The organism is Streptomyces sp. NPDC002088 (genome assembly GCF_040296605.1).
In the GTDB taxonomy this organism is placed as follows: Bacteria; Actinomycetota; Actinomycetes; order Streptomycetales; family Streptomycetaceae; genus Streptomyces.
In genome coordinates this window covers 15,784-39,026 of record NZ_JBEOXO010000035.1, presented here as the reverse complement: position 1 = coordinate 39,026, position 23,243 = coordinate 15,784, and the positions used below count along the sequence as shown (strand labels likewise).

Here is a 23,243-nt window from a genome sequence, read left to right as displayed (position 1 = left end):
CTCTGCCGTGCCGTACTGCTGTCAGTCCTCGTCGGCGAGGATCAGGTACAGCTTCTTGCGGGCGTCGTTGATGACGGTCAGCGCCTTCTCACGCTGCTCCTTGCTGCCGGTCTTCCAGACCTGACCGAAAGCCTCCATCAGACCGAAGCCGGCCTGGCGGATCTCGGTGAGGGCCTCCCAGTCGACTCCGCGCGAGGCCTCCTCCCAAGGCGCGTCAGCGCCTTCCTCAGCGGCCGTGCGGCCCGACTCGGTGAGCGAGAACAGCTTCTTGCCGCCCTCGGTCTCACTGACGATCAGGCCCTCGTCCTCCAGCAGTTGGAGGGTGGGGTACACCGAACCGGGGCTGGGCTTCCACGCCCCGCCGCTGCGCTCGGCGATCTCCTGGATCATCTCGTAGCCGTGCATGGGCCGGTCCTTGAGCAGGGCCAGGATCGAGGCACGTACGTCACCTCGCCGCGCCCTTCCCCTGGGTCCGCCACGCCCTCGTCCACCCCAGGGCCCGGGTCCGCCCGGACCGAATCCGGGGCCGCCGGGACCGAATCCGGGACCGCCGGGGCCGAAGGGCCCGAAGGCCGCACGCCGTCCGTCGCCGCCCCGGCCGCGCCGGGAGGGGCCGTCCTGTCGATGTCCACGCTCGAATCCGTGGGTACGCATCGCAATCACTCCATTCAGTCGTTGATCAGTCGCGATGCTTCAACGATATATCGGAACGACTCGCGCGGCAAGCCCCTGCTCGTTCTCGTCGGCTGTCCCGTCTCACTCAATCGAGCCGTTCGGGCTTCTGTCTCAGCGAACCTGGTCGCGCGGCTGAGTGCACTGGGGGTGCTGGATGGCTGTACCGGCTGGGGTGCATCAGGCAGGGCCGTGCATCGAGTTGTCGTGTGGGGTTGACCGGTGACCGGGAAGCTGCGGGTGCTGCCGACGTCCCGGATCGCGGAGTTCCCTGAGGCTGCCGCTGAGCGGGCCCGCTGGTGGGAGAGGCACATCCTGGAGGTCCTGCACGGACTGCCGCCGGACGCTCCGGAGGGGACGCGTCCCCGGCCGGAGTTCGATCCGAAACGGTGCTCGCTGGCCCAGCGTGAGCGGGCCAAGGCGGCTGAGCTGACGGCAGCCGGGCACCAGGTGTCCGCAAGCGGCATCAAGCAGCGGTGGCAGCGCTATCAGCGGGATGGGCTGGTCGGGCTGGCGGATGGCCGGTCGGCGAAGCAGATGCAGGCCTTCCGCCAGGTCGACCCGGCCGTGGTGGAGGCCATGCGACGGGCGGTCGCCGAGACCGCCGACGCGTCGTCGAGGACGATCGGATTCATCATCTGGTGGACGAAAGCCGAAACACGGTGGAGCCCGTTCCACCCCTACTACCGCTGCTTAGTGGCTCTGCAGAAGTCCGTCCTTGACGATCCACAACATCCGCTTCGCCGACCTCATGCCGATGCCAGCCGGAAACTGGCCTGCCTCGCAGCAGGTTCCATGATCTACTCCCGGTCATGCCGTTGTTGCTGCTGGACCTCGACAACACCCTTGTCGACCGCGATGCGGCCTTCCGCGCCGCCGTCGCCGACTTCCTTGCCGAGCACGACCTGCCCAGCTCCGACCTCACATGGGTGATGGCCATCGACGCAAGCGGCTACACCGCGCGTTGCGAAGTCGCCGCAGCCCTCACCGACCGATACGGCGACGTGGTGCAAACCGCCGCCGTCCGTGCCCTTCTCGACAACGGCGCCGCCGACCGCGTCGTCCTGGCTCACTCAGCCCGCGAGGCGCTGGGCAAAGCGCAGGCGGACGGCTGGACTTGCGTCATCGTCACCAACGGGCGCATCGTCCAGCAGGAGGCGAAGATCCGGAAGACCGGACTCGACCGACTTGTCCAGGACTGGGTCATCTCCGAAGCAGTCGGCTACAAGAAACCAGAACCGGAGATCTTCCAAGCGGCAGCCGATGCCGTCGGTGTCCCCCTCCCGGGCGCGTGGGTCATCGGCGATTCACCCCACGCCGACATCGCGGGCGCCAGCGCGCTCGGCCTTCAAAGCGTGTGGGTGACGGACGGACGTGCCTGGCCCCACGACTCCTACCAGCCCACCCGCGTCGCTGCCGACGTCGCCTCCGCGATCAACCACGCCATCACCGCACCCGGATAAAGCCTCGTCGCTCGTTTCCCGGCCGTCGCTCGCTTCGAGCGTGGTCGACTCATCGAGGCCCCACCGCCGTGACACCACGACCGGCTTCAGCCGAGTTCCCAGGGAGGCATCTGCCATGTCCGACCTCGACAGTCAGGTCCCCTACTGGGATGCCGCTGCGGCCACGAAGACGTTCACCCACCCGCTCCATCTACCCTGGCTCGACGGGGTCAGCACGCACGCGGCGATCCTCGACTACGGATGCGGATACGGCCGCATCATGGAGGAACTCCAGCAGCGCGGCTTCGACAACCTCACGGGTGTCGACGCCTCTCCGGGAATGATCAGTCGCGCACGCCGTCTTCACCCCACCATGCGCTTTGCCGCCCTGGATGCACCACCAGCCTCGCCCTATCCAGACGCAGGCTTCGACGCGGTTCTTCTCTTCGCCGTGCTGACCTGCATTCCCGGCAACGAGGCTCAACATCGGTTGATCGCCGAGCTGACCCGCGTCCTCAAGCCCGGCGGCATCCTCTACATCAGCGACCTTCTGCTGCAAGACGACGAACGCAACCGCGATCGCTATGACCGGCATGTTGATCACTACGGCAGCTACGGCGTGTTCGAAACCGCCGACGGTGCGATCTGCCGCCATCACGCCCGCGAGTGGTTCGCCACCCTGCTTCCTGGGTTCCGGACCATCGACACCCGAACCATCACGGTGCTCACCATGAACGGTCACGAGTCAACGGGTATCCAGATCCTCGCGCGCAAGTCCGAATCGGCATGAGCGCAGGTCAGATCCACCGGGATTGATCTCGCCGCACGCCGAAGATCTGCCGTTCCGTCTCAGCGAACCCAGTCCACGCGTCTCAGCCGTTGGCGCTACTCATGTCACGCGAGACCTCGCCCCGCACGGCGATGAAACCCCGGGATCTCGGTGTACAGCACGCGCCAATATGGTGGACCGATGACGTCGATCAAGAAGTTCCAAGTCACCTTCGACTGCGCAGAACCTGAGCGCCTCGCTCGTTTCTGGTGCGAGGTGTTGGGGTACGTAGTACCGCCGCCACCGGAGGGGTTTGCCACTTGGGACGATTTCAAGCGCTCGCAGCCACCTGAGCAGCGGGATTCGTGGTTCGCCTGCAGTGATCCCTCAGGTGTGGGCCCGCGACTGTACTTCCAGCGCGTCCCCGAAGGGAAGGCCGCCAAGAACCGGCTGCACCTTGATGTGCGGGTCGGCACCGGACTCGTGGGTGAAGAGCGCCTCGCCGCACTTGAGGCCGAATGCGCACGACTGGTCCCGCTCGGCGCGGTACACGTGCGAACGCTGTATGACGGCAATGATTCGTGCATCCCGATGCAGGACATCGAGGGCAACGAGTTCTGCATCGACTGAGGGGGACGCGTCCCGGCGCCGGGACGGCGCGGTGGCCCGTCCAGTCCTGACGCCGGTCCCCCGCCTGCCGTGGCCCGATGCCGGCCTGGCCCCGCGGCCCAGCGCCGAACCCGGTGTCGGCCTGGCCCCGCGGCCCGGTGCCGGCCCGGCGCTGTCGCCGAAACCGGTCCAGCGCCGGCGGATTGGCCTTGGTCTGCCGCATCGCGGGGCTCTAGCGTCGTGGCATGCGCATTCGTATCGTCGACGCCTTCACCGACCGTCCCTTCGCCGGCAACCCGGCCGGGGTCCTGCTCCTCGACTCCTTCCCGGACGACGACTGGCTCCAGAAGGTGGCCCTGGAGGTCAATCACGCCGAGACCGCGTTCGCCCACCGTCTGCCCGAGGGTGGCGAGGCCGACTGGGCGCTGCGCTGGTTCACGCCCGCCACCGAGGTCGCGATGTGCGGTCACGCCACGCTCGCCACCGCCCACGTCCTGCACACCACGGGCGCCCACGAGGGTCCCGTCCGGTTCGCCACACGCAGCGGCGTCCTGATCGCCACGCCCCGCGAGGACGGCTCGATCACCCTGGACTTCCCCACGGCCCCGCTGACGCAGGTCGAGCTCCCGGACGGGGTCGCCGAGGCTCTCGGCGCCGAGCCCCGCGCGGCCTTCGACACCGGCCCGAACGTCGGCGACCTGCTCCTCGAACTCGCCGACGAGAAGACCGTCCACGCCCTGAAGCCCGACCACCAGGCCCTCGCCGCCTACTCGGCGCGCGGCATCATCGCCACCGCCCGTGCCGAGGACCCCGCCCGCGGCTACGACTTCGTCTCCCGCTGCTTCTTCCCCAACGTCGGCATCGACGAGGACCCGGTCACCGGCAGCGCCCACACCGCCCTCGCCCCCTTCTGGTCCGAGCGCCTCGGCCGGCCCGGCCTCACCGGTCTGCAGGCCTCACCCCGCTCCGGCAGCGTCCGCACCGACCTGCGCGGCGACCGCACGCTGCTGAGCGGCCGCGCGGTCACCGTCATCGAGGGCGAACTGTTCGCCTGACAGCGGCAACAGGCCGTAGAGAAAAGGGGCGTACGACGTCGCCGTACGCCCCTCACGCTGCCTCACAGCGCCGCTCACGCCGTGGGCAGCCACCCCACCTTGCCCGCCAGCAGCGCGTACCCGACGAACGCCCCGATGTCGAGCAGGGAATGCGCCACCACCAGGGGGCCCACCCGGCCCCAGCGCCGGTAGAGGTAGACGAACACCACGCCCATCACCATGTTGCCGACGAAGCCGCCGATGCCCTGGTAGAGGTGGTAGGAGCCGCGCAGTACGGAACTGGCCACCAGTGCGGTGCCCGGGGTCCAGCCCAACTGGCCCAGCCGGCGCAGCAGATAGCCGACGACGATGACTTCCTCGAGGATCGCGTTCTGCAGCGCCGAGAGGATCAGCACCGGGTACTTCCACCACACGTCCGGCAGCGCCTCCGGCACCACCGTGAGGTTGAAGCCCAGGCCGCGGGCGGCCAGGTAGAAGGCGATTCCGGCGCTGCCGATCACCGCCGCGACCCCCGCCCCGCGGCCCAGGTCGGGCCAGGGCCGGGTGCGGTCGAAGCCGAGGGTGCGCAGGCCCTGGCCCTCGCGCAGCAGGAAGTGGGCGACGAGCGCGACCGGCACCAGGGCCGAGGCGATCCCGAAGAGCTGCCAGGCAAGATCCAGCCAGGGACGACCGGGCGCGGCCGAGGCGTTGAGAGTGGCCGCCTGGTCCTTGAGACCCCCCGGTTTGGTGACCGATCCAACAAAGCTGATCAGGGCGGACACTCCGCTCGCACCGAGCGAAAGCCCCAGGACGAGCAGCGTCTCGTCCCGGAGAATCCGTCGCGAGGGCCGCTCCTGCGGAAAAGAATCGGCCATCGAGTCCGCCTCCACGTGCACACCTGCCTCCAGTTGAGTAATCCCGCCCCATGCCCATCTTGGCCCGGCCTCTGCATGCCATACGGCCGTCATCCGGCGCGAGGTTCACCAGGGAGGGGCACCACCGTCATGGGACGTCACAGCTTGCCCGATCAGTACGGTGCGGGCACAGCCGACCCCCGTCCCCGCGCCCGCCGCCGGACCGTGGCCGTCACGACGGTCCTCGTCCTCACCGTCGCCGCCCTGCACGGCGACCGCCGTGCAGGGCGGACTGCTCTCCTTCGGATCCTCCTGTCAGGACAACCGAAGCCCGACGCGCAGGTGTGGGTGCCGGACTCGGATGTGTGGGGGCAGCAGATCGCCGGCGCGACCGGCGGCTCGGGGCAGTCGGTCAGCGATCCCTCGCAGATCCATATGGTGATCCTGAAGGCGATCGTGGCGGCGGGGGCGAGTGGAAGCCGGGGCTGACCCTGCGCGTCACCCGAGCGGCACCGGCTCGGGCAGCCCCACCGGCCAGGTGTGCACCGGCTCCCCGAGATTCATCAGGTCGCGGTACCGCCGGGTGGTGGCGGCCAGCGCGGCGTCCCGGGACAGGCCCTTCTCCAGGGCCCGGTGGAAGGTGGCCGCCTGCCAGGACGCGCCGTTGGTCCGCCGCCGGCAGCGCTCGTCGATCACGCCCAGGTACAGGTCGCGGTCGACGGGTTCGACCCCCCATGCGTCGAGCCCGGCCTCGGCGAGGGGCAACAGCTCGTCGCGTACGAGGCCGACGGCGTCGACCTGGGTCGTGCCGCCCAGCCGACCGCGTCGGGGCCACTCGAGGCGGGCGTCGATGCCGTACCGGCACGCGGCGTCGAAGTTGGCGGCGGCCGCCTCGAAGGGCAGCCGGGTCCACACCGGCCGCGACTCCTCGGCCAGCGCACGCACGACGCCGTAGTAGAAGGCCGCGTTGGCCAGGACGTCCGTGACGGTGGGCCCGGCGGGCAGCACCCGGTTCTCGACGCGCAGATGTGGGTGGCCGTCGGCGATGCCGTAGACGGGGCGGTTCCAGCGGTACACCGTGCCGTTGTGCAGGACGAGTTCGGCGAGTGACGGGACGCCGCCCGCCCCCAGGACCTCGAGCGGGTCCTCGTCGTCACAGATGGGCAGCAGTGCCGGGTAGTAACGCAGGTTCTCCTCGAACAGGTCGTACGCCGAGGAGATCCACCGCTCGCCGAACCAGGTCCGCGGCCGTACGCCCTGGGCCTGGAGCTCGGGCGGGCGGGTGTCGGTGGACTGCTGGAACAGCGGGGGCCTGGACTCACGCCACAGCTCGCGGCCGAACAGGAAGGGCGAGTTGGCGCCCACGGCGATCTGCGCGGCGGCGACGGCCTGGGCGGCGTTCCACACGTCCGCGAACCGGCCCGGGGTGACCTGGAGGTGCAGCTGCACGGAGGTGCAGGCGGCCTCGGGAGCGATGGATTTGGAGGTACAGGTGAGGCGCTCGATGCCGTCTATGTCGAGCACGAAGTCCTCGCCGCGGGCGGCCACGATCTGGTCGTTGAGCAGGGTGTAGCGGTCGACGTCGGAAAGGTTGGAGGACACCAGATCGTCCCGGTCGAGGGTCGGCAGAATCCCGATCATCATGATTCCGGCGTCGAGCTCGCCCGCTTTCCGGTCGGCATATGCCAAGGACGTACGGAGTTCCTCGGCGAGCCGGTCGAATACCCGCTCACCCAATCGGTGTGGGGCTATGTTGACTTCCAGATTGAACATGGCGAGTTCTGTTTGGAAATCTCGGCTTGCGATCCGTTCGAGCACCTGGGCATTGAGCATTTTCGGCATGCCGTCGGCGCCGACCAGATTCAGTTCGATCTCCAGCCCCATGAGGTTCTTCGGGCGATCGAACCGCTTCTCCTGCAGAAGCCGCTCCAGCCCCGCCAGACACCGCCGGAGCTTGTCACGGTAGCGCTGTCGATCGGACAGATCGAACCGACCCGCCACGACCTTCTCCCCCATGGAAGCGTCCCTCCTCGGCGGGCGGCCCGAAGATTCCGGCCGCCGGTGTCCTGGGTCAGGTGGGATGATGCCCAGTGGAAGCGATCGATAACGTTCCCACCGGGCCGGGCAGCCGCTACATTGGTCGGAAGTGACCGGCGGCACATTCACGGGGCATGAAACAGTGTGCACTTTCGAGTACCCGCTGTGCCTCGTGAAAAACGCCGACGAAAATTGGCCGACCGCCGCACCTGCATAACCCGAGGTCATCGCCGCGCAGCGAGCCCGGAACCGGGACGATTCCCGCGTACCGCCGACCGAATGAACCCTTGCCGAAACCGCGGGAAACGGCTAGACGAAACACAGTATGAACACTCGTCGTATAAACTCCGCGAACAAGGCGGAGAAGGTTGGCGCCCACGGTCGAAGGAACCTGTCGTCGAGGGTGACGTACGACAGGCACACCCGCATCCTGGTTCAGAGACCCCGGCCCCTGCCTCTCCGACCTCCGAGAGCTGACAGCGCCGTCCGCCCACGCCCCGCCCTCGCGCCACCGTGCCTGTCGAATGAGAGGCGACCCACCATGCCGCTGCATGTCCCCCCGGCTCCCTCGCCTGCCCTCCGCTCCGTCCTCACGGCCCTCGGTTCCCCCACCGCGGTCCGCGAGGCCCGAACCCCCTCCTTGCGCACCGCCCAGGGGCCCGCGACGCCCGAACTCCCGCTGCCCGTCCACGTACTGGACCGAATCACCCCCGAAGGCGTGTCCGCGACCCGGCTGGCCGGCTGGCGGTTCCTGATCCGCTGCGGCGACCGCGCGGTGGCCGCCGCCGAGACCAGGCTCACCCCCGACGGCTGGGCCTTCTCGCACTTCTTCGAGGGCCCCTACATCGCCTCCACCGAGCTCGCGCTGCGCCAGGCCGAGACGGTGCAACAGCCCTACCAGGCGCGCCTGCTGTCCATGCCGGGCCTGTACATGCTCACGCTGTGGCTGCACGGCGACTGCGATGCGGACGGCGCCGAAGGCCACCCCGCCGCGACGGACCTGCTGGTCCCACTGGCGCCGGCCCCGCCCGGCATCGCGGCCCACCGCCCGCACCGGGTCGCCGAACTGCTCCCGGTGCTGACGCATCGGGCGACTCCGGCACCACTGCTGAGCCAGCCGGCCTGACACCGGGGGATCGCCTCCGCCCGTACTCGTACCCCGCCGCCGAATTTCCGGGCAGCGGGGTACGCGTGCGTTTCCGGCGCCAATAGGCCGCGCTCGTAAGAGCCGCAAAGTGCTCGTACGAGCTGGAAATTGCCTCCGACCCGTAGGAACTAGCCCTGTACGACCACTTCGAACCACCCGAAGAGGCCGTGCAGTTGGAATGAACCGCTCGCGGCAGTGATGCGTCATCAACCTGTGAGAAGCGGTGCAGCGAAATCCCTGCGGATTGACGCCCGTAGGGCAACACTGGGTTCCGACCGACCAACCGCAACGGGGGCGGACATGACCACGACAGAGCGAGAGATCCCACCCATGTGCCAGCACCAGCCACCGTGCCCGACAGCCGACTCCGCCGACCGGGAATCCGCCCGCCTCATGGCGCACCACCCGGAGCAGGGCTGGAGCCTGCTGTGCAACGGCGTGCTCCTCTTCGAGGACACCGGTGAGCTCCTGCCGGACGGCCAGATCATCGCCCCGCACCGCCCACTGGAGACCAGCCGGGTCGTGACGGCCGCCTAGGGCCCGTCAACCCGCACCATCGGGCGGCGCGGTATGCCGCCGGGAGACATGAGGGGCCGGACCGCAGACTCTCTGCGAACCGGCCCCGACGCATGTCCGGGGGTGATCACTCACCGTAGTTCTCCGTACGAGATCCGGAAGATCCCCGCGATGACTTCCCACGACCGCCCGTTTTCCGGAAGACTCCTGGAAGTTTCGAGAGTGCGTCCGGAGCGACGGAGGTGGGGGCATTGGCAGCACGCGAGGCCGACGGTGGGACGGCGTCGGAGGCTGTGCGAGGCAAGGTCACGATCACGGAGTCGGAGGCTGTGCGAGGCAAGGTCACGATCACGGAGATCGCCCGGCAGGCCGGAGTCTCGGTGCCGACCGTGTCCCGGGTGGTCAACGGCCGGTCCGACGTGTCGCCCTCGACCCGGGCCCGGGTCGAGGACCTGCTGCGCCTGCACGGCTACCGCAAGCGCCCCGCGGCCGCCACCACCCGCGCGGCCCTGCTCGACCTGGTCTTCAACGACCTCGACAGCCCCTGGGCGGTGGAGATCATCCGGGGTGTCGAGGAGGTCGCCCACGCGGCCGGCGTGGGCACCGTGGTGTCGGCCATCCACGGGCGCTCGGGCGACGCCCGCGGCTGGATGCGCAACCTGCGGGCCCGCGCATCCGACGGCGTCATCCTCGTCACCTCGGCCCTGGAGCCGGTCCTGCACGAGGAGTTGCGCATCCTCGGCGTCCCGCTGGTGGTCGTCGACCCGACGGGCTCCCCCGCCCTGGACGCGCCCACCATCGGCGCCGCCAACTGGTCGGGGGGCATGGCGGCCACCGAGCATCTGTTGTCCCTCGGCCACCGCAGGATCGGCCTGATCGCCGGGCCGGCCCGGCTGCTGTGCTCGCGCGCCCGGCACGACGGCTACCGGGCGGCCCTGGAGGGCGCCGGCATCGCGGTCGACGAATCCCTCATCGTTCCCGGCGACTTCTACCCCGAGTCCGGTTTCAGCGCCTGCGGCAAGCTGCTCGACCTGCCCGAGCCGCCGACCGCGGTGTTCGCGGCCAGCGACCAGATGGCGCTCGGCGCGATCGAGGCGCTGCGCCGGCGCGGGCTGCGCGTGCCCGAGGACATGAGTGTGGTCGGTTTCGACGACCTTCCGGAAGTCCGCTGGTCCGCTCCCCCGCTCACCACCGTCCGCCAGCCGCTCGCGGACATGGGCAAGCTGGCCGTCCGTACGGTGCTGCGGCTGGCCCGCGACGAACAACCGGACTCGCCACGGGTGGAGCTGGGCACGGAGCTGGTGGTGCGGTCGAGCACGGCACCACCGGCCACGGCATGACGTTCCCGGGCGCCCGGCAGGCGGGCGCCCGGAACGGGCGTTACTTCAGCGCCTCCCGCAGCGCGAAGTACGCAGGCTTCGGCTGGAGTTGCTCGTCCCACGGCAGGGCCGCGCCCTCTCCCGTGAAGACCGCGGGGATCCACGAGTACTTGTCGGTGTAGTCCCACACCGTGATCCCCACGCACCGGCGCACCGCCAGGCACGCCTCGGTCATGTCCCGGTACCAGTCGGCCTGCTGGGCCAGCTTCTCCTCGGTCGCGGGCAGCAGCATCCGTACGTCGACCTCGGTGAGCGCGGTGTCGAGGCCGAGCTCGGAGAAGCGGCGCAGGTTCTCCTCCAGGGTGGTGGGATAGCCGTACTGGAGGGCGAGGTGGGCCTGGAGGCCGATGCCGTCGAGCGGGACTCCCTGCGCCTTCAGGTCCTTGGCGAGCTGGTAGTAGGCGTCGCTCTTCGGGCCGGTCGCCTCGATGTTGTAGTCGTTGAGGTAGAGCTTGGCGTGCGGGTCGGCCTGGTGGGCCCAGCGCAGCGCGTCGGCTATGTAGCCGGGGCCGAGCGTCTTGTAGAAGATCGTCTCGCGGTAGGTGCCGTCCTCGTTGAACGCCTCGTTGACGACGTCCCAGGAGTAGACCTTGCCGCGGTAGTGGCGTGCCTCGGCGAAGATGTGGTTCTTCAGCACGGCCCGCAGCTCGTCGGCGGTCCACTCGCGGCTGGTGAGCCAACCCGGCAGCTGACTGTGCCAGACCAGGGTGTGGCCGCGGACCTTCTGGTGGTTGGCGCGGGCCAGGTTCACGATCTCGTCGCCCTTGGACCAGTCGAAGACGCCCTGCTGGGGTTCGGTGGCGTACCACTTCATGCCGTTGCCCGGGGTGATCATGTCGAACTCGCTGCCGAGCAGCGCCGTGTAGGCGCTGTCGGTGAGTTCGGGGTTGTCGGTGGCACTGCCGAAGTAGCGGCCGTGGCGCTGGGCGAGGTCGGCGAGCGTCGGCTGCTTCTGGCTCGCCTGGGCCGCCGGGCCACCGGCGACGCCGGCGGCGACCAGGACGGCGGCGAGGGCTCCGGCGAGTCTGAGGCGGGTGCGGGACGGGCGGGTTGTGCGTGTGGTGCTCTCAGAACCGATGGTGCTCATGGTGCGACTCCTCACAATCGGGGTGTTGGTGAGCCGTACATCCGCGGGCGCGGCTCATCCCTTCGTCGCGCCGGCGGTGAGACCGCCGACGAGCTGGCGCTCGGCGACGGAGTAGAAGGCCAGGGCGGGGACCATGGCCAGGACGAGATAGGCGAAGACGCGGGCGTACTCCGCCGAGTACTGGCCCTGGAACTGCTGGACGCCGATGGGGAGGGTCCACCAGGTGTTGTCGGTGAACACCAGCAGCGGCAGGAAGAAGTTGTTCCAGCTGGTGACCACGGCGAGGACCGAGACAGTGCCGAGCGCGGGCCGCGCCATGGGCAGCAGTACCCGCCAGAAGAAGCCGAAGGGGCTGCAGCCGTCGAGGGTGGCCGCCTCCTCCAGCTCGCCGGGGATCTGCTGGAAGAAGCCGCGCAGAATGATGATCGTCATCGGCAGTCCGTAGGCGGCCTGCGGGAGGATCACGCCCAGCGGGTTGTCCAGCAGATCCAGGTAGCGCAGGATCAGGAACAGCGGCAGCGCCGCCACCGCGAAGGGGAACATCAGCCCCAGCGTGAAGACGGTGAACAGCACCTCCCGCCCGCGGAAGGCGAACCGGGCGAAGGAGAAGGCCGCGAGCGCGGACACGGCGACCACGAGCACGGTCGTCGCCACCGCGATCAGCGTGCTGTTACCGAGCAGCCGCCAGAAGTCGCCCGAGCCGACGATGTCGGTGTAGTTGCCGGTCAGCCACCGGTCGGGCAGCCCGAACGGGTTGCGGGAGAGCTCGTCGGTGGACTTGAAGCCGGACAGCACGGCGTACACCAGGGGCAGGATCATCACCGCGCCGACGACGACGAGGATCAGGTGCAGCGGCAGGCTGCGTACGGTCTTCCGGGTCACTTGCCGTCCCCCCTCATCGTCGTGGTGGCCCCTTCGAGGTCGCGGCGGAGCACGAACCGCTGGTAGGCGAGGGCGAAGACGAGGCAGATGCCGAACATGACCACGCTGATCGCGCTGGCATAGCCGACCTGATAGCGCTTGAAGCCGTACTGGAACATGGTCACGGCCATCGTCTCGGAGTGGTGGTCGGGGCCGCCCTGGGTGATCACCCACACCAGGTCGAACAGCTGGATCGACCCGATGACGGACAGGAAGACGCTGATGCGCAGGGTGGGCGCGAGCAGCGGCAGGGTGACGTGGCGGAAGCGCATCCAGGGTCCGGCGCCGTCGATCAGCGCCGCCTCGGTCAACTCGGCCGGGATGGACTGGAGTCCGGCCAGGTAGAGCATCATGTGGAAGCCGAAGTACTTCCACATCATGACCAGGAAGAGGGTCGCCATGACGTAGGAGGGATCGGCGAACCACTCGCCGCCCAGACCGTCCAGACCGATGCTTCCCAGGATGTGGTCGGCGAGTCCGTCGTCGGGCGCGAAGACCATGCCGAACAGAACGCCGGTGATCGCCTCGGACAGGACGTACGGCGCGAAGAACAGCATCCGGTAGACGGCCCGGCCGCGCAGCCGCTGGTTGAGGAGCACCGCCATGGCGAGCGCGAACGGCAGCTGGAACGCGAGCGACAGGCCGACCAGGACCAGACAGCGCCACAGGTCGCCCAGGAAGACCGGGTCCTGGAAGAGCCGGGTGAAGTTGTCCGTGCCCGTGTAGTCGGAGGGCATTCCGAAGCCGCCCCAGCGGAAGAAGGCGGCGTACAGCGCGAACAGCATCGGCAGCAGGACCAGACCGATGAACATCACCAGCGCGGGCACCTGGAAGCCGACCGCGGTGAGCCAGTTCAGCAGGCGCCGCCGGGCCCGCCCCCGGGCCGAGGCCGCGGTCGGGGGCGGGAGGGCGACGTCCGGGCCCGACCGCTTGTCCGGGAGGAAAGTGGAGGTCATCGTGGGCTACTGCTCTTCCTTCGCGGTCTTCGTGATCGACTGCGTGACCTGCTCGGAGGACTTGGAGCCGGCGATCAGCGCGGCGACGCTGTCGTTGATCTCCTGGCCGACGGCGGGTGCGTAGGCCTGGTCGAGGTAGAGCTGGAAGCCGGTGGAACCGCTCAACTGGGTTTGTACAGCCTTGGTGTTGGGGTCACTCAGGGCCTTCTCTGCCCCGGGGACCACCGGGAGGGTGTTGGTCTTCTTGACGAGCTCCAGGTCGGTGGCCTCGGAGGCGAAGAACTTCAGGAAGTCGACGGCCTCCTTCGGGGCGCCCTTGCGCAGGGCGTGCCCGCCGCCACCGCCGAACACCTCGGTGATGACACCCTTTCCACCCTCGACCGCGGGGAACGGGAAGAAGCCGAGGTCCGAGCCGAGGCCCTTGCCCGCGTCGGCCTCGACCACCGGGGCCCACTGGCCCATCAGCTCCATCGCCGCCTTGCCGTTGCCGACGGCGGCGGCCTGACCGGTGGGAGTGGAGTAGGCGGCGCCGAGGAAGCCCTTCTGGAACGGCTGGAGGCCGACGAGATCCTTGAGGTGCTGCCCGGCCTCGACGAAACCGGCGCCGGTGAAGTCCTTGTCCTCGTTGGCCTTTTGCAGGGCGTCGACGCCAGCGGTGCGCATCGCGAGGTACGCCCAGTAATACATGCCGGTCCAGCTCTCCTTGCCCGCAAGGGCGATGGGGGTGATACCGGCGGCCTTCAGCTTGCGCACGGCGTCGAGGAAGCCGCTCCAGGTGGTCGGAGGCGTGCTGATGCCGGCCTGCTTGAACAGCGCCTTGTTGTACCAGAAGCCGATCATGCCGATGTCGAACGGGACGCCGTACAGCTTGTCGTCGATCAGGTACGGCTGCTTGGCGACCGACAGCATGCTGTCCGACCAGGGCTTGGTGCTGTCACTGAGATCCTCGACGAGCCCGGCGTCGACCTGCTGCTTGAGCACGCCGCCGCCCCAGGTGTGGAAGATGTCCGGCAGCTTTCCGGAGGCGATGAGCGCCGTCATCTTCGACTTGTAGGCGTCGTTCTCCAGCTGCACGATCTTGATCTTCACATGGGGGTTCTGAGCCTCGAACTTCTTGGCCAGGCCAGCCCAGACGGTCTTCGTGGGCTCGGTGGTGGAGATGTTCCACCATTCGATCGTGGTCGTCCCCGACGACCCTCCGTCCGAGTCTCCGCCGCAGCCGCTCAGTGCCGTCATGCCCAGACCGGCCGCGGCGGAGACCGCCAGGAAGCTGCGGCGGGACAGTGCCGGGTCGACCATGATGCGCTCCTTGGGTACGGGACGGCGCGTCCTGCCCGTCCGAATTCCGAAAGTTTCGGACTTGATCCAGAAACCTTCGCTGTTGCCGCACCCTAGAGACAGCCTCCGACGGGTGGCAACCCCCTGTGCGCGGCGAATCCGTCGCCAACTTCTCCGGAGTTCGCCACGGTTGGTATCAGCGCGGTTCGATGCCCGGCGCCACCTGCTGCGGACCGTGGTCGAACCAGTCGTACGCAGCACTGCCTTCGGTGACGTACATACCGATCACCCGTCCGGTGAAGCCCCCGGCGACCTCGGTGGACAGGTAGCGGCCGTCGAGTTCGGCGAGCCGCACGTCCCCTTCGGAACTCTCGGCCGAGAAAGCGATCGTGTCGGGCCCGCCGGCCCTCACCCCGGGGGCCTCCTGCCCGGTGGTCGTGACCGTGGGCGGCAGGACACCGCCGGTGCGGGTCTCGACGGCCAGCGTGATCGGTCCGGGCGGCACGGCGTGCTCCGCGACGCGCTGCCGCACCGGGCCGATCCGGGCATGGACGCTCACCGTGCCGTCGTACACCTCGAGGTCGTAGTGGTGGGCCTCGTCCAGGCGGACGGACAGACCGGCCCGGGCCCGCCCGGCGTCCAGGAGAGCCGCCGTCCGGCTGTCGGGGTGCTGCTGCCGACGGCCGACGAACGTGTGCCCGGGGCGGTCCAGGCTGTCGCCCGTCGCGGTCAGCGTCAGCCATCCGGGCCGCCGGGTCAGCGACCAGGAGCTGTCGGGCCTGCTGCGCGGGGAGAGCCAGTACGGCGCGAGGGCCACGGTGTCGAAGTCGTCGCGCACCGGCTCCGGTTCGAGGGGATGCCAGGCCGCGGGCGCCGGGTGCCGCTCGGCGACCGGTCCGACCCGCGGCCAGCCGTCCACCCACTCCACCGGCGTCAGGAAGGTCTCCCGCCCGAGCACGTGGAACTGGGGGAAGTAGCCGCGCGGACGCGTGCCCAGCAGCACCATCCACCAGGTGCCGTCGGCCGCCTGGACCAGATCGGCGTGCCCGGTGCACTGGACCGGCAGGTCCGTACTGCGGTGGGAGAGGACCGGATTGCCCGGCGCCGGTTCGAACGGCCCGCGCGGCGAGCGTGCGCGGGCGACGGAGACACTGTGGCCGTGGGCCGTGCCGCCCTCCGCCAGCATCAGGTACCACCACTCACCGATCCGGTAGAGGTGCGGGGCCTCCGGATGCTGCATCCCCGTCCCGGACCAGACGGGGACCGGCCCTTCGAGCACCTTCCCGGTCGTGGCGTCGATGCGCGCCAGCCGGACCCCGGAGACGGCGCACCAGCAGGAGCCGTCGTCGTCCCAGGCGAGGTCGGGATCGATCCCGGGCAGGTCGATCCACACCGGATCGGACCACGGCCCCTCGGGCCGCTCGCTGTGCACCAGGAAGGTGCCTCCGCCGGCGACGTTGGTGGTGATCATGTGGAACCGGCCGTCGTGGTACCGGAGGGTGGGGGCGTAGATCCCGGCCGAGGCGGGCAGATCCTCCGGCAGCTCCAACTGCCCCGGCCGGTCCAGCACATTGCCGATCTGCCGCCAGTGCACCAGGTCGCGGCTGTGGAAGAGCGGGACGCCCGGGACGTACTCGAAGCTGGAACACACCAGGTAGTAGTCCTCCCCGACCCGGCAGATGCTGGGGTCGGGATGGAATCCGGGGATCACCGGGTTGTCGTACGTCCGAGTCGCCATGCGCGTCAGCTCCTCCACGGGAAGCCGAACGAAACTTTCGGCTTCGTCGACGAACATTACGGAGCGGACTGTAAGGGGGCGGCGGGAGCCGGGCAAGGCGTTCCGCCGTCCCCGGCGAGGTGCGGGCTACAGGCCCACGTCGCGGCTGCGGATGTCGTCCAGGGACTCGCGGCGGACGAGGAGCCGCGTGCGACCGGCGTGCACGGCGGCTACCGGCGGGCGGCCGACCAGGTTGTAGCCGGAGGCCATGGAGTTGTCGCTCATGCCGTGGCCCAGTGCCGGGGCCACGCACAGGCCGAGTCGCTGCGCAGGGCGCCGGCAACCGGGCTGGGCCGGAGGGGGCCGCATTGCGGCTGTCGCCTTCATCTGCTTCCGGGGCAGTCAGTACGTGGGCGTAGCGGTCTTCACCACTCCGGACCACCGCCGCCACCGCCTGGCCCTGGCCTGCGTCACGCTCTGTGCGCCGAGATCGATGACCGCGGCCGCACCCCCCCAGCTGGAACTGCCCGTCCCCCGTACAGCCCAACCCGCGCCTGGCCAATCCGCCAGCCCCTTTCTTGATGCGCAGCCCACGCTCACGCGGCCAGTCTTAACGGAAGCTTGACGCCCACCGCCCCAAGATCCGTGGGCCCAGGCGTCACGCTCTGCTTACGCTGGTGCCGCCGTCCGCGTGATGGCCGGAACCACACGCTGAGCCGCACATCAGGAGCACGCCGATGGCCACAACCGAACACCCGCCTCCCAGTCGCCTGCGCGCCTGGATGCTGGAGGGCCTGTCCGACATGGGCAAGGGCGGCGCCCACCACGGACCGCACGCCGTACCCGAGCCCGCGCACAAGGGCCAGCGTTGGTGGCGGGTGATGTGCCTGACCGGTGTCGACTACTTCTCGACCCTCGGCTACCAGCCGGGCATCGCGGCCCTCGCGGCCGGCCTGCTGTCACCCATCGCGACCATCGTGCTGGTGATCGTCACCCTGGCGGGCGCCCTGCCCGTGTACCGACGCGTGGCCGAGGAGAGCCCGCACGGCGAGGGTTCGATCGCGATGCTGGAGCGGCTGCTGTCGTTCTGGCAGGGCAAGCTGTTCGTCCTGACCCTGCTGGGGTTCGCGGCCACCGACTTCCTGATCACCATCACCCTGTCGGCGGCGGACGCCTCGACCCACCTGGTCGAGAACCCTCACCTGAACAGCGTCCTGCACGACAAGCAGATGCTGATCACCCTGTTCCTGGTGGCGCTGCTCGGTGCGGTGTTCCTCAAGGGCTTCCTGGAGGCGATCGGCGTCGCCGTCGCCCTGGTGGGCATCTATCTCGCGCTGAACGTCGTCGTCGTGATCGTCGGCCTGTGGCACGTCGCCACCGCCGGCCACGTGGTCACCGACTGGTCCACCGCCCTGACCGCCGAACACGGCAACGTCTTCGCCATGGTCGGCGTGGCCCTCCTGGTCTTCCCCAAGCTCGCGCTCGGCCTCTCCGGCTTCGAGACCGGCGTCGCCGTCATGCCACACGTCAAAGGCGACCCGGACGACACCGAGGAACAGCCGACCGGCCGCATCCGGGACACCAAGAAGCTGCTCACCACCGCCGCCCTGATCATGAGCGTCTTCCTGATCGCCACCAGCTTCATCACCACCCTCCTGATCCCGGAGAAGGAGTTCGAGTCCGGCGGCCAGGCCAACGGACGCGCCCTCGCCTACCTGGCCCACGAATACCTGGGCAACACCTTCGGCACCGTCTACGACGTGTCGACGATCGCGATCCTGTGGTTCGCCGGCGCCTCCGCCATGGCGGGCCTGCTGAACCTGATGCCGCGCTACCTGCCCCGCTACGGCATGGCCCCGCACTGGGCACGGGCCGTCCGCCCGATGGTCATCGTCTTCACGCTCATCGGTTTCCTCGTCACGTGGATCTTCGACGCGGACGTGGACGCGCAGGGCGGCGCGTACGCCACCGGCGTGCTGGTGCTCATCAGCTCCGCGGCGATCGCCGTGACCATCGCCGCCCACAAAGCCGGCCAGCGCAACTGGACCATCGCGTTCGGGGTCATTTCGGCGGTCTTCCTCTACACGACCGTCCTGAACGTCATCGAGCGCCCCGACGGCGTGAAGATCGGCGCCTGCTTCATCGCGGGCATCATCCTGGTCTCCCTGCTCTCCCGGCTGGCCCGCGCCTTCGAGCTCCGCGTCACCAGCGTGACGCTCGACGACATGGCGGAACGATTCATCCGGGACATGGCCAGCCGGAAGATGCGGTTCATCGCCAACGAGCCCGACCGCCGGGACAAGGCCGAGTACCGCGACAAGATCGAGCAGATCCGGGCCGACAACGACATGCCGGAACAGGAGGACTTCGTCTTCGTCGAGGTGACGGTGACGGACCCCTCCGAGTTCGAGGCGGGCCTGACCGTCCGCGGCGAGGTCCTGCACAACCGCTACCGCGTGCTGACCCTGGAATCCGCCTCCATCCCCAACGCCTTGGCCGCGCTGCTCCTGCACGTCCGTGACGCCACCGGCTGCACCCCGCACATCTACTTCGAGTGGACCGAGGGCAACCCCTTCGCCAACTTCCTGCGCTTCTTCCTCTTCGGCCAGGGCGAGGTCGCCCCGGTCACCCGGGAGGTCCTGCGCGAGGCGGAGCCGGACCGCGCACGCCGTCCCCGCGTCCACACCGGCTGAGCAGAGCCCGGAGCGTCAGGGCCCCGTCAAGATCGGGCCGTACGGCGTCAGAGCACCATCAGCGGCCGTGTCCACGCCGTCGGCGCACGCCTACCGTCGACTTCATGGGACGCACCACACCACTCCCCCCGGACGGCGACCGCCACTGGCGGAACAGCGCCTGGCTCGCGGTGGGCTGCGCCCTGGTCTTCTGCGGCCTGACCTTCCTGGTCGACTGGGACGCCGGAACCCTGACGCCGGCGCGGGCCGTGCTGTGGCTGGCCATGACCGCCGCGGTCCTCACGGTCCTCCTGCCGCAGCGCGTCAGCGCGGGACCCGGCTGGCTGGCGATACGCGGCCCCGTACGCGGGCGCATGGTCCGTACCGACGCGCTGACGGACATACGGCAGTACCCCGGCGTCTCCGGACACCTGGTCCTGCGGGACACCTACGGCCACCGGATGGAACTCGACCCCCGTGTCCTCGTCGCCAATCCGCTGCTCTGGCACGACCTGGACACGGGCGCGCGCCGCTCACGCGAACGCGGCACGCTGTGGGAGGGCACCGAGGTGCTGGAACGGCTGGGCCGGGAGATCGACGACGCGACCGCGCGGGCCGTGCTCAGGGAGTCCGGGATTTCCTGAACAGCGTGCGCCGCGGCGGACGCGCCACGACCTGCCCGTAACGCATACGGCCGGCGATCTCGACACGCAGGACGACCGGGGTGTCCGGTGCGCCCGCCGGACGCGTCCTGATCTGGGCGTAGTCCATCACCAGGGAGTCGGTGTCCACGACGACGCCCGGCCGGGTGACCAGCCGCAGGGCACCAGCGTGCATGTCGAGGTCGATGTGCAGGGTGTGGTGCGTGATCACCGCCCGGGTGAAGTCGAGCGTGACATCACCCCAGGAGGACTCGATCACCATCCGCCGCGGCACCACCCAGCCGTCGCCGCGCACGGCCGAGGCGCCCTGCTGCTCGATGCGGACGACGTCCTTGGCCTCGGCTCCCCCTGCCGCGGCGGGCAGGTCGGCCGTCAGGACGGCCAACTCTCCCAGCGTGCGGGCGGACAGGGCACGTCCACGACCCGGTCCCGGTCCGCGTGCGAGGCCCGCAGCCCGGGCGACGCGCCCGTATGCGTGAGCTCAGCCGACATACCCTCACCCCGATCATCGCCATCGACGAGTAACGCTATATCGCGTTATACCCAACGACCAACCCCACGTCCACCACCACCCGTTCCCGGCCCTATCGTGACCCGTATGCAGTCCTACACAATCGGCCAGGCGGCGCGGCTGCTCGGCGTGAGCCCGGACACCGCCCGGCGCTGGGCGGACGCGGGCCGGGTGAACACCCATCGCGACGAGAGCGGCCGCCGTCTCATCGACGGAAAGGACCTCGCCGCGTTCTCCGTCGAGCTCGCCAGGGCCGGAAACGCCGAGGAAGACGCCCCGTACACCTCGGTCCGCAACGCCTTCCCCGGCATCGTCACCGCGATCAAGCTCGGCGACGTGGCGGCCCAGGTGGAGATCCAGGCCGGCCCGCACCGCCTGGTCTCCCTGCTCACCCGCGAGGCCGTGGAGGATCTGGGCCTGGAGGTCGGCATGGAGGCCACCGCCCGGGTGAAGTCGACGAACGTGCACATCGACCGCGTCTGAGCAGGGGTGGCCCCCTTCAGCCCGGCCGCCCAGCCCTCGCCAACGCCCCTGCGGACGTCACGGGCGTCCGGTTCACGGAGCTGCCGCTGACCCACGACCGGGTGTGGCCGGCGTCGGCGGCCGGCAATCGTAGCCCCCGTCGACCCGTATCGCGCTGATGCCGCTGATGTGCCGGGCCCCGCAGCGGTCCTGCGGCAGCACGAGCTGCGGTCCGGCGTGATCGAGGGGGGTGTCGTCGATGCTCACCGCGAGCAGAACCGGGGCATGCGCGAAATCGGGGTCGATCTCGGCCCAGGACAGCAGGGCGTGGTGCCCGTCCGCGCCGGAGACGGCGATCAGAAAGCGCAGTCGGTCCTTGCGCCGGACCGGGTCGAAGCCGGGCCCCGCGTCGGACAGCACGTCGTACAGGCGCGGCCCCGCGAACCGGTGGTGCTGCGTGCCGCTGGTGGCGCACTCGAAGCTGACCCGCACCCGGTGCTGACGCCAGCCGAGCAGGTCCGGCACGGTCAGGCGGGTCGGGCGGGCGAGGTCGCCGATCAGGGAGAGCTCCGCGAGCGTCACGTGCCACCACCTCCCGGATGACGGTACCCGGACGACAGCCCCGTACAAACGCACATGCCCACCCCAACCCCGATTGCAAGCAGATCATGCGATGCCACAGGAGACTTACGCCTTGCATATGCGGCAGTATCATCGCTGCGCGGCCCACACGAGGCCGTGGAAGGGCCCGACGGCTCTTAGGTGAAGCAGCAGAGGGAGTAGACCCGTGATGACCCGTCCCGCACGCCGGACCCGCCGCACCCTGCAGATGGCCGGTGCGGGTGCCGCCGCGTTGCTGGCCCTGAGCGCCTGCTCCTCCTCCGACTCGGACTCGTCCGCCAAGTCCGACTCCTCGGCGTCGGCGTCGCCGAAGCTCTCCGGCACCGTCACCGTCTTCGCGGCCGCCTCCCTCAGGGAGAGCTTCACGACCCTGGGCAAGGACTTCGAGAAGGAGCACCCGGGCACGAAGGTCACCTTCAACTTCGGCGGCAGCGACACCCTCGCCGCCAGCATCACCAGCGGCGCCCCCGCCGATGTCTTCGCCGCCGCCAGTACCAAGACCATGGCGATCGTGACGGACAAGAAGGACGCCGCCACCACGCCCGTCACCTTCGTCCGCAACCAGCTGGAGATCGCCACCCTGCCGGGCAACCCCGACAAGATCGCCTCCCTGAAGGACCTCACCAAGTCCTCGCTGAAGGTCGTCCTGTGCGACAAGACGGTGCCGTGCGGCGCCGCCGCCCAGAAGGCCCTGGACGCCAGCAGCCTCAAGCTGACCCCGGTCTCCTACGAGCAAGATGTCAAGAGCGCCCTGACGAAGGTCGAGTTGAAGGAGGCCGACGCCGCGGTCGTCTACAAGACCGATGTGCACGCGGCGGGTGACAAGGTGGAGGGCGTGGAGTTCCCCGAGTCCGCCGACGCCATCAACGACTACCCGATCGCCCTGCTCAAGGACGCGCCCAACGCCGAGGCCGCCAAGGCGTTCATCGCGCTGGTGCAGTCCGCCGAGGGCCAGAAGGTCCTGACCGAGGCCGGGTTCCTGAAGCCGTGACCCCGACCGACAAGGCCGACACCGCGGGCGACACCCTCAGAGGCGGCCCGCGGCGTGGCCGTGTCCTGACCGGAACCCGGGGCGTCCCGCTTCCTCTGCTGTTGCCCGCGCTCGTGGGCCTCGCCTTCCTGCTCCTGCCCCTGATCGCCCTGCTTGTACGGGCGCCCTGGAGCAGCATGCCCGAGCAGCTGACCAGCGCCGAGGTCTGGCAGGCCCTCCAGTTGTCCCTGGTCTGCGCGACGTCGGCGACCGCGGTGAGCCTGGTCATCGGCGTCCCGCTGGCCTGGGTGCTGGCCCGCACGGACTTCCCCGGCCGTGGCTTCGTGCGCGCCCTGGTGACCCTGCCCCTCGTCCTCCCCCCGGTCGTCGGCGGCGTGGCGTTGCTGCTCGCGCTCGGCCGCAACGGGGTCGTCGGCCAGTGGCTGGACGCCTGGTTCGGGATCACGCTGCCGTTCACCACGACGGGCGTCGTCGTCGCGGAGACGTTCGTGGCGATGCCGTTCCTCGTCATCAGCGTCGAGGGCACGCTGCGGGCCGCCGATCCGCGCTACGAGGAGGCGGCCGCCACCCTGGGCGCCTCCCGCTTCACCGCGTTCCGCCGGGTCACCCTGCCGCTGATCGCGCCTGGCATCGCGGCGGGCGCCGTCCTCGCCTGGGCGCGCGCGCTCGGCGAGTTCGGCGCGACGATCACCTTCGCGGGCAACTTCCCCGGCCGTACCCAGACCATGCCGCTCGCGGTCTACCTCGCCCTGCAGAACGACCCGGAGGCGGCGATCGCGCTCAGCCTGGTGCTGCTGGCCGTGTCGATCGCGGTGCTGGCGGGCTTGCGGGACCGTTGGATGACGGCGTCATGACGCCCGGCCGAGCAACACGGACCAGCAGGCCACGACGACCTCCGTGGCACCC

The 23,243-nt window shown here is 69.6% G+C and carries 24 protein-coding genes and 1 pseudogene; 13 read left to right on the top strand and 12 right to left on the bottom strand.

Going from position 1 to position 23,243, the window contains the following annotated elements; all coding sequences use genetic code 11:
- Positions 1-21: 21 nt before the first annotated feature.
- Both ABT114_RS43715 and ABT114_RS43710 read right to left on the bottom strand, forming a co-directional pair.
- Entirely contained in the window at positions 22-654 is a 633-nt protein-coding gene (locus ABT114_RS43715; protein ID WP_351150920.1) for a PadR family transcriptional regulator, read from the bottom strand.
- Positions 655-1,160: 506 nt separating this feature from the next.
- A complete protein-coding gene (locus ABT114_RS43710) occupies positions 1,161-1,310 on the bottom strand; it encodes a hypothetical protein (protein WP_351150917.1) in 150 nt (49 codons plus the stop codon).
- A gap of 174 nt (positions 1,311-1,484) precedes the next feature.
- Here ABT114_RS43710 and ABT114_RS43705 point away from each other — a divergent pair, with 174 nt between their 5' ends.
- From ABT114_RS43705 to ABT114_RS43690, 4 genes are all read left to right on the top strand, one after another.
- Positions 1,485-2,135 (top strand): HAD family hydrolase, encoded by a 651-nt coding sequence (locus ABT114_RS43705; RefSeq protein ID WP_351150915.1) that lies wholly within the window; start codon positions 1,485-1,487, stop codon positions 2,133-2,135.
- Positions 2,136-2,250: 115 nt separating this feature from the next.
- Entirely contained in the window at positions 2,251-2,904 is a 654-nt protein-coding gene (locus ABT114_RS43700; RefSeq protein WP_351150913.1) for a class I SAM-dependent methyltransferase, read from the top strand.
- Between the two features lie 180 nt (positions 2,905-3,084).
- On the top strand, positions 3,085-3,513 hold the full coding sequence (locus ABT114_RS43695; RefSeq protein ID WP_266502703.1) for a VOC family protein: 429 nt from the start codon (positions 3,085-3,087) through the stop codon (positions 3,511-3,513).
- A 224-nt stretch (positions 3,514-3,737) separates the two neighbouring features.
- The gene (locus ABT114_RS43690; protein WP_351150909.1) at positions 3,738-4,547 is read left to right on the top strand and encodes a PhzF family phenazine biosynthesis protein; all 810 of its coding nucleotides are present in this window, start codon (positions 3,738-3,740) and stop codon (positions 4,545-4,547) included.
- Between the two features lie 74 nt (positions 4,548-4,621).
- Here the strand turns inward: ABT114_RS43690 and ABT114_RS43685 are convergent, their stop codons facing one another.
- A complete protein-coding gene (locus tag ABT114_RS43685; protein WP_351150906.1) occupies positions 4,622-5,401 on the bottom strand; it encodes a CPBP family intramembrane glutamic endopeptidase in 780 nt (259 codons plus the stop codon).
- Between the two features lie 129 nt (positions 5,402-5,530).
- Between ABT114_RS43685 and ABT114_RS43680 the strand changes: the two are divergent.
- Positions 5,531-5,821 (top strand): annotated as a pseudogene (locus tag ABT114_RS43680) (hypothetical protein); the annotation flags it as partial.
- Positions 5,822-5,878: 57 nt separating this feature from the next.
- Here ABT114_RS43680 and ABT114_RS43675 read toward each other — a convergent pair.
- Entirely contained in the window at positions 5,879-7,396 is a 1,518-nt protein-coding gene (locus tag ABT114_RS43675) for a glutamate-cysteine ligase family protein (RefSeq protein WP_351150900.1), read from the bottom strand.
- Between the two features lie 562 nt (positions 7,397-7,958).
- Between ABT114_RS43675 and ABT114_RS43670 the strand changes: the two genes are divergently transcribed.
- The 3 genes from ABT114_RS43670 (at position 7,959) to ABT114_RS43660 (ending at position 10,420) form a co-directional block, all read left to right on the top strand.
- Positions 7,959-8,543 carry a hypothetical protein gene (locus tag ABT114_RS43670; RefSeq protein WP_351150898.1) on the top strand — a complete coding sequence of 195 codons (585 nt, stop codon included), beginning with the start codon at positions 7,959-7,961 and terminating at the stop codon, positions 8,541-8,543.
- Between the two features lie 351 nt (positions 8,544-8,894).
- Positions 8,895-9,101 carry a DUF5999 family protein gene (locus tag ABT114_RS43665; protein ID WP_351151053.1) on the top strand — a complete coding sequence of 69 codons (207 nt, stop codon included), beginning with the start codon at positions 8,895-8,897 and terminating at the stop codon, positions 9,099-9,101.
- Between the two features lie 272 nt (positions 9,102-9,373).
- Positions 9,374-10,420, top strand: coding sequence for a LacI family DNA-binding transcriptional regulator (locus ABT114_RS43660; RefSeq protein WP_502988500.1), 1,047 nt, complete (start codon positions 9,374-9,376; stop codon positions 10,418-10,420).
- Positions 10,421-10,460: 40 nt separating this feature from the next.
- On the opposite strand, the gene ABT114_RS43655 is transcribed toward ABT114_RS43660, so the two are convergent.
- From ABT114_RS43655 to ABT114_RS43630, 6 genes are all read right to left on the bottom strand, one after another.
- A complete protein-coding gene (locus ABT114_RS43655) occupies positions 10,461-11,546 on the bottom strand; it encodes an endo-1,4-beta-xylanase (RefSeq protein WP_351150895.1) in 1,086 nt (361 codons plus the stop codon).
- Positions 11,547-11,600: 54 nt separating this feature from the next.
- Positions 11,601-12,365 carry a carbohydrate ABC transporter permease gene (locus tag ABT114_RS43650; protein ID WP_351151049.1) on the bottom strand — a complete coding sequence of 255 codons (765 nt, stop codon included), beginning with the start codon at positions 12,363-12,365 and terminating at the stop codon, positions 11,601-11,603.
- A gap of 59 nt (positions 12,366-12,424) precedes the next feature.
- Positions 12,425-13,423, bottom strand: coding sequence for a carbohydrate ABC transporter permease (locus tag ABT114_RS43645; RefSeq protein WP_351150892.1), 999 nt, complete (start codon positions 13,421-13,423; stop codon positions 12,425-12,427).
- Between the two features lie 6 nt (positions 13,424-13,429).
- Positions 13,430-14,722 (bottom strand): extracellular solute-binding protein, encoded by a 1,293-nt coding sequence (locus ABT114_RS43640; RefSeq protein WP_351150890.1) that lies wholly within the window; start codon positions 14,720-14,722, stop codon positions 13,430-13,432.
- Positions 14,723-14,897: 175 nt separating this feature from the next.
- Positions 14,898-16,439 carry a glycoside hydrolase family 43 protein gene (locus ABT114_RS43635; RefSeq protein WP_351150887.1) on the bottom strand — a complete coding sequence of 514 codons (1,542 nt, stop codon included), beginning with the start codon at positions 16,437-16,439 and terminating at the stop codon, positions 14,898-14,900.
- Between the two features lie 126 nt (positions 16,440-16,565).
- On the bottom strand, positions 16,566-16,703 hold the full coding sequence (locus ABT114_RS43630; RefSeq protein WP_351151057.1) for a hypothetical protein: 138 nt from the start codon (positions 16,701-16,703) through the stop codon (positions 16,566-16,568).
- A 452-nt stretch (positions 16,704-17,155) separates the two neighbouring features.
- Here ABT114_RS43630 and ABT114_RS43625 point away from each other — a divergent pair, with 452 nt between their 5' ends.
- Both ABT114_RS43625 and ABT114_RS43620 read left to right on the top strand, forming a co-directional pair.
- Positions 17,156-19,111 (top strand): APC family permease, encoded by a 1,956-nt coding sequence (locus ABT114_RS43625; protein ID WP_351150884.1) that lies wholly within the window; start codon positions 17,156-17,158, stop codon positions 19,109-19,111.
- A gap of 104 nt (positions 19,112-19,215) precedes the next feature.
- Positions 19,216-19,734: a hypothetical protein gene (locus tag ABT114_RS43620; RefSeq protein ID WP_351150881.1), complete on the top strand. Its 519-nt coding sequence runs from the start codon at positions 19,216-19,218 to the stop codon at positions 19,732-19,734.
- On the opposite strand, the gene ABT114_RS43615 is transcribed toward ABT114_RS43620, so the two are convergent.
- Positions 19,712-20,137, bottom strand: a complete 426-nt coding sequence (locus tag ABT114_RS43615; protein WP_351150878.1) for a hypothetical protein — start codon at positions 20,135-20,137, stop codon at positions 19,712-19,714. The two genes, ABT114_RS43620 and ABT114_RS43615, sit on opposite strands and share 23 nt — an antisense overlap.
- 213 nt (positions 20,138-20,350) lie before the next feature.
- Here ABT114_RS43615 and ABT114_RS43610 point away from each other — a divergent pair, with 213 nt between their 5' ends.
- Positions 20,351-20,746: a TOBE domain-containing protein gene (locus tag ABT114_RS43610; protein ID WP_351150875.1), complete on the top strand. Its 396-nt coding sequence runs from the start codon at positions 20,351-20,353 to the stop codon at positions 20,744-20,746.
- A gap of 72 nt (positions 20,747-20,818) precedes the next feature.
- Here ABT114_RS43610 and ABT114_RS43605 read toward each other — a convergent pair whose 3' ends face one another.
- Positions 20,819-21,307 (bottom strand): molybdopterin-dependent oxidoreductase, encoded by a 489-nt coding sequence (locus ABT114_RS43605; RefSeq protein WP_351150872.1) that lies wholly within the window; start codon positions 21,305-21,307, stop codon positions 20,819-20,821.
- Positions 21,308-21,515: 208 nt separating this feature from the next.
- On the opposite strand from ABT114_RS43605, the gene modA reads away from it, so the two are divergent.
- Entirely contained in the window at positions 21,516-22,337 is an 822-nt protein-coding gene (gene modA / locus ABT114_RS43600) for a molybdate ABC transporter substrate-binding protein (RefSeq protein WP_351150869.1), read from the top strand.
- The gene (locus ABT114_RS43595; protein WP_351150867.1) at positions 22,334-23,191 is read left to right on the top strand and encodes an ABC transporter permease; all 858 of its coding nucleotides are present in this window, start codon (positions 22,334-22,336) and stop codon (positions 23,189-23,191) included. The genes modA and ABT114_RS43595 overlap by 4 nt, the downstream gene beginning before the upstream one ends.
- Positions 23,192-23,243 lie beyond the last annotated feature (52 nt).

Coding starts and splice junctions, on each gene's coding strand:
- ABT114_RS43715 (WP_351150920.1), bottom strand. CDS start 654: ATGCGTACCCACGGATTCGAGCGTGGACATCGACAGGACGGCCCCTCC.
- ABT114_RS43710 (WP_351150917.1), bottom strand. CDS start 1,310: ATGATGAATCCGATCGTCCTCGACGACGCGTCGGCGGTCTCGGCGACC.
- ABT114_RS43705 (WP_351150915.1), top strand. CDS start 1,485: ATGCCGTTGTTGCTGCTGGACCTCGACAACACCCTTGTCGACCGCGAT.
- ABT114_RS43700 (WP_351150913.1), top strand. CDS start 2,251: ATGTCCGACCTCGACAGTCAGGTCCCCTACTGGGATGCCGCTGCGGCC.
- ABT114_RS43695 (WP_266502703.1), top strand. CDS start 3,085: ATGACGTCGATCAAGAAGTTCCAAGTCACCTTCGACTGCGCAGAACCT.
- ABT114_RS43690 (WP_351150909.1), top strand. CDS start 3,738: ATGCGCATTCGTATCGTCGACGCCTTCACCGACCGTCCCTTCGCCGGC.
- ABT114_RS43685 (WP_351150906.1), bottom strand. CDS start 5,401: ATGGCCGATTCTTTTCCGCAGGAGCGGCCCTCGCGACGGATTCTCCGG.
- ABT114_RS43675 (WP_351150900.1), bottom strand. CDS start 7,396: ATGGGGGAGAAGGTCGTGGCGGGTCGGTTCGATCTGTCCGATCGACAG.
- ABT114_RS43670 (WP_351150898.1), top strand. CDS start 7,959: ATGCCGCTGCATGTCCCCCCGGCTCCCTCGCCTGCCCTCCGCTCCGTC.
- ABT114_RS43665 (WP_351151053.1), top strand. CDS start 8,895: ATGTGCCAGCACCAGCCACCGTGCCCGACAGCCGACTCCGCCGACCGG.
- ABT114_RS43655 (WP_351150895.1), bottom strand. CDS start 11,546: ATGAGCACCATCGGTTCTGAGAGCACCACACGCACAACCCGCCCGTCC.
- ABT114_RS43650 (WP_351151049.1), bottom strand. CDS start 12,365: ATGATCCTGCCCCTGGTGTACGCCGTGCTGTCCGGCTTCAAGTCCACC.
- ABT114_RS43645 (WP_351150892.1), bottom strand. CDS start 13,423: ATGACCTCCACTTTCCTCCCGGACAAGCGGTCGGGCCCGGACGTCGCC.
- ABT114_RS43640 (WP_351150890.1), bottom strand. CDS start 14,722: ATGGTCGACCCGGCACTGTCCCGCCGCAGCTTCCTGGCGGTCTCCGCC.
- ABT114_RS43635 (WP_351150887.1), bottom strand. CDS start 16,439: ATGGCGACTCGGACGTACGACAACCCGGTGATCCCCGGATTCCATCCC.
- ABT114_RS43630 (WP_351151057.1), bottom strand. CDS start 16,703: ATGAGCGACAACTCCATGGCCTCCGGCTACAACCTGGTCGGCCGCCCG.
- ABT114_RS43625 (WP_351150884.1), top strand. CDS start 17,156: ATGGCCACAACCGAACACCCGCCTCCCAGTCGCCTGCGCGCCTGGATG.
- ABT114_RS43620 (WP_351150881.1), top strand. CDS start 19,216: ATGGGACGCACCACACCACTCCCCCCGGACGGCGACCGCCACTGGCGG.
- ABT114_RS43610 (WP_351150875.1), top strand. CDS start 20,351: ATGCAGTCCTACACAATCGGCCAGGCGGCGCGGCTGCTCGGCGTGAGC.
- modA (WP_351150869.1), top strand. CDS start 21,516: ATGACCCGTCCCGCACGCCGGACCCGCCGCACCCTGCAGATGGCCGGT.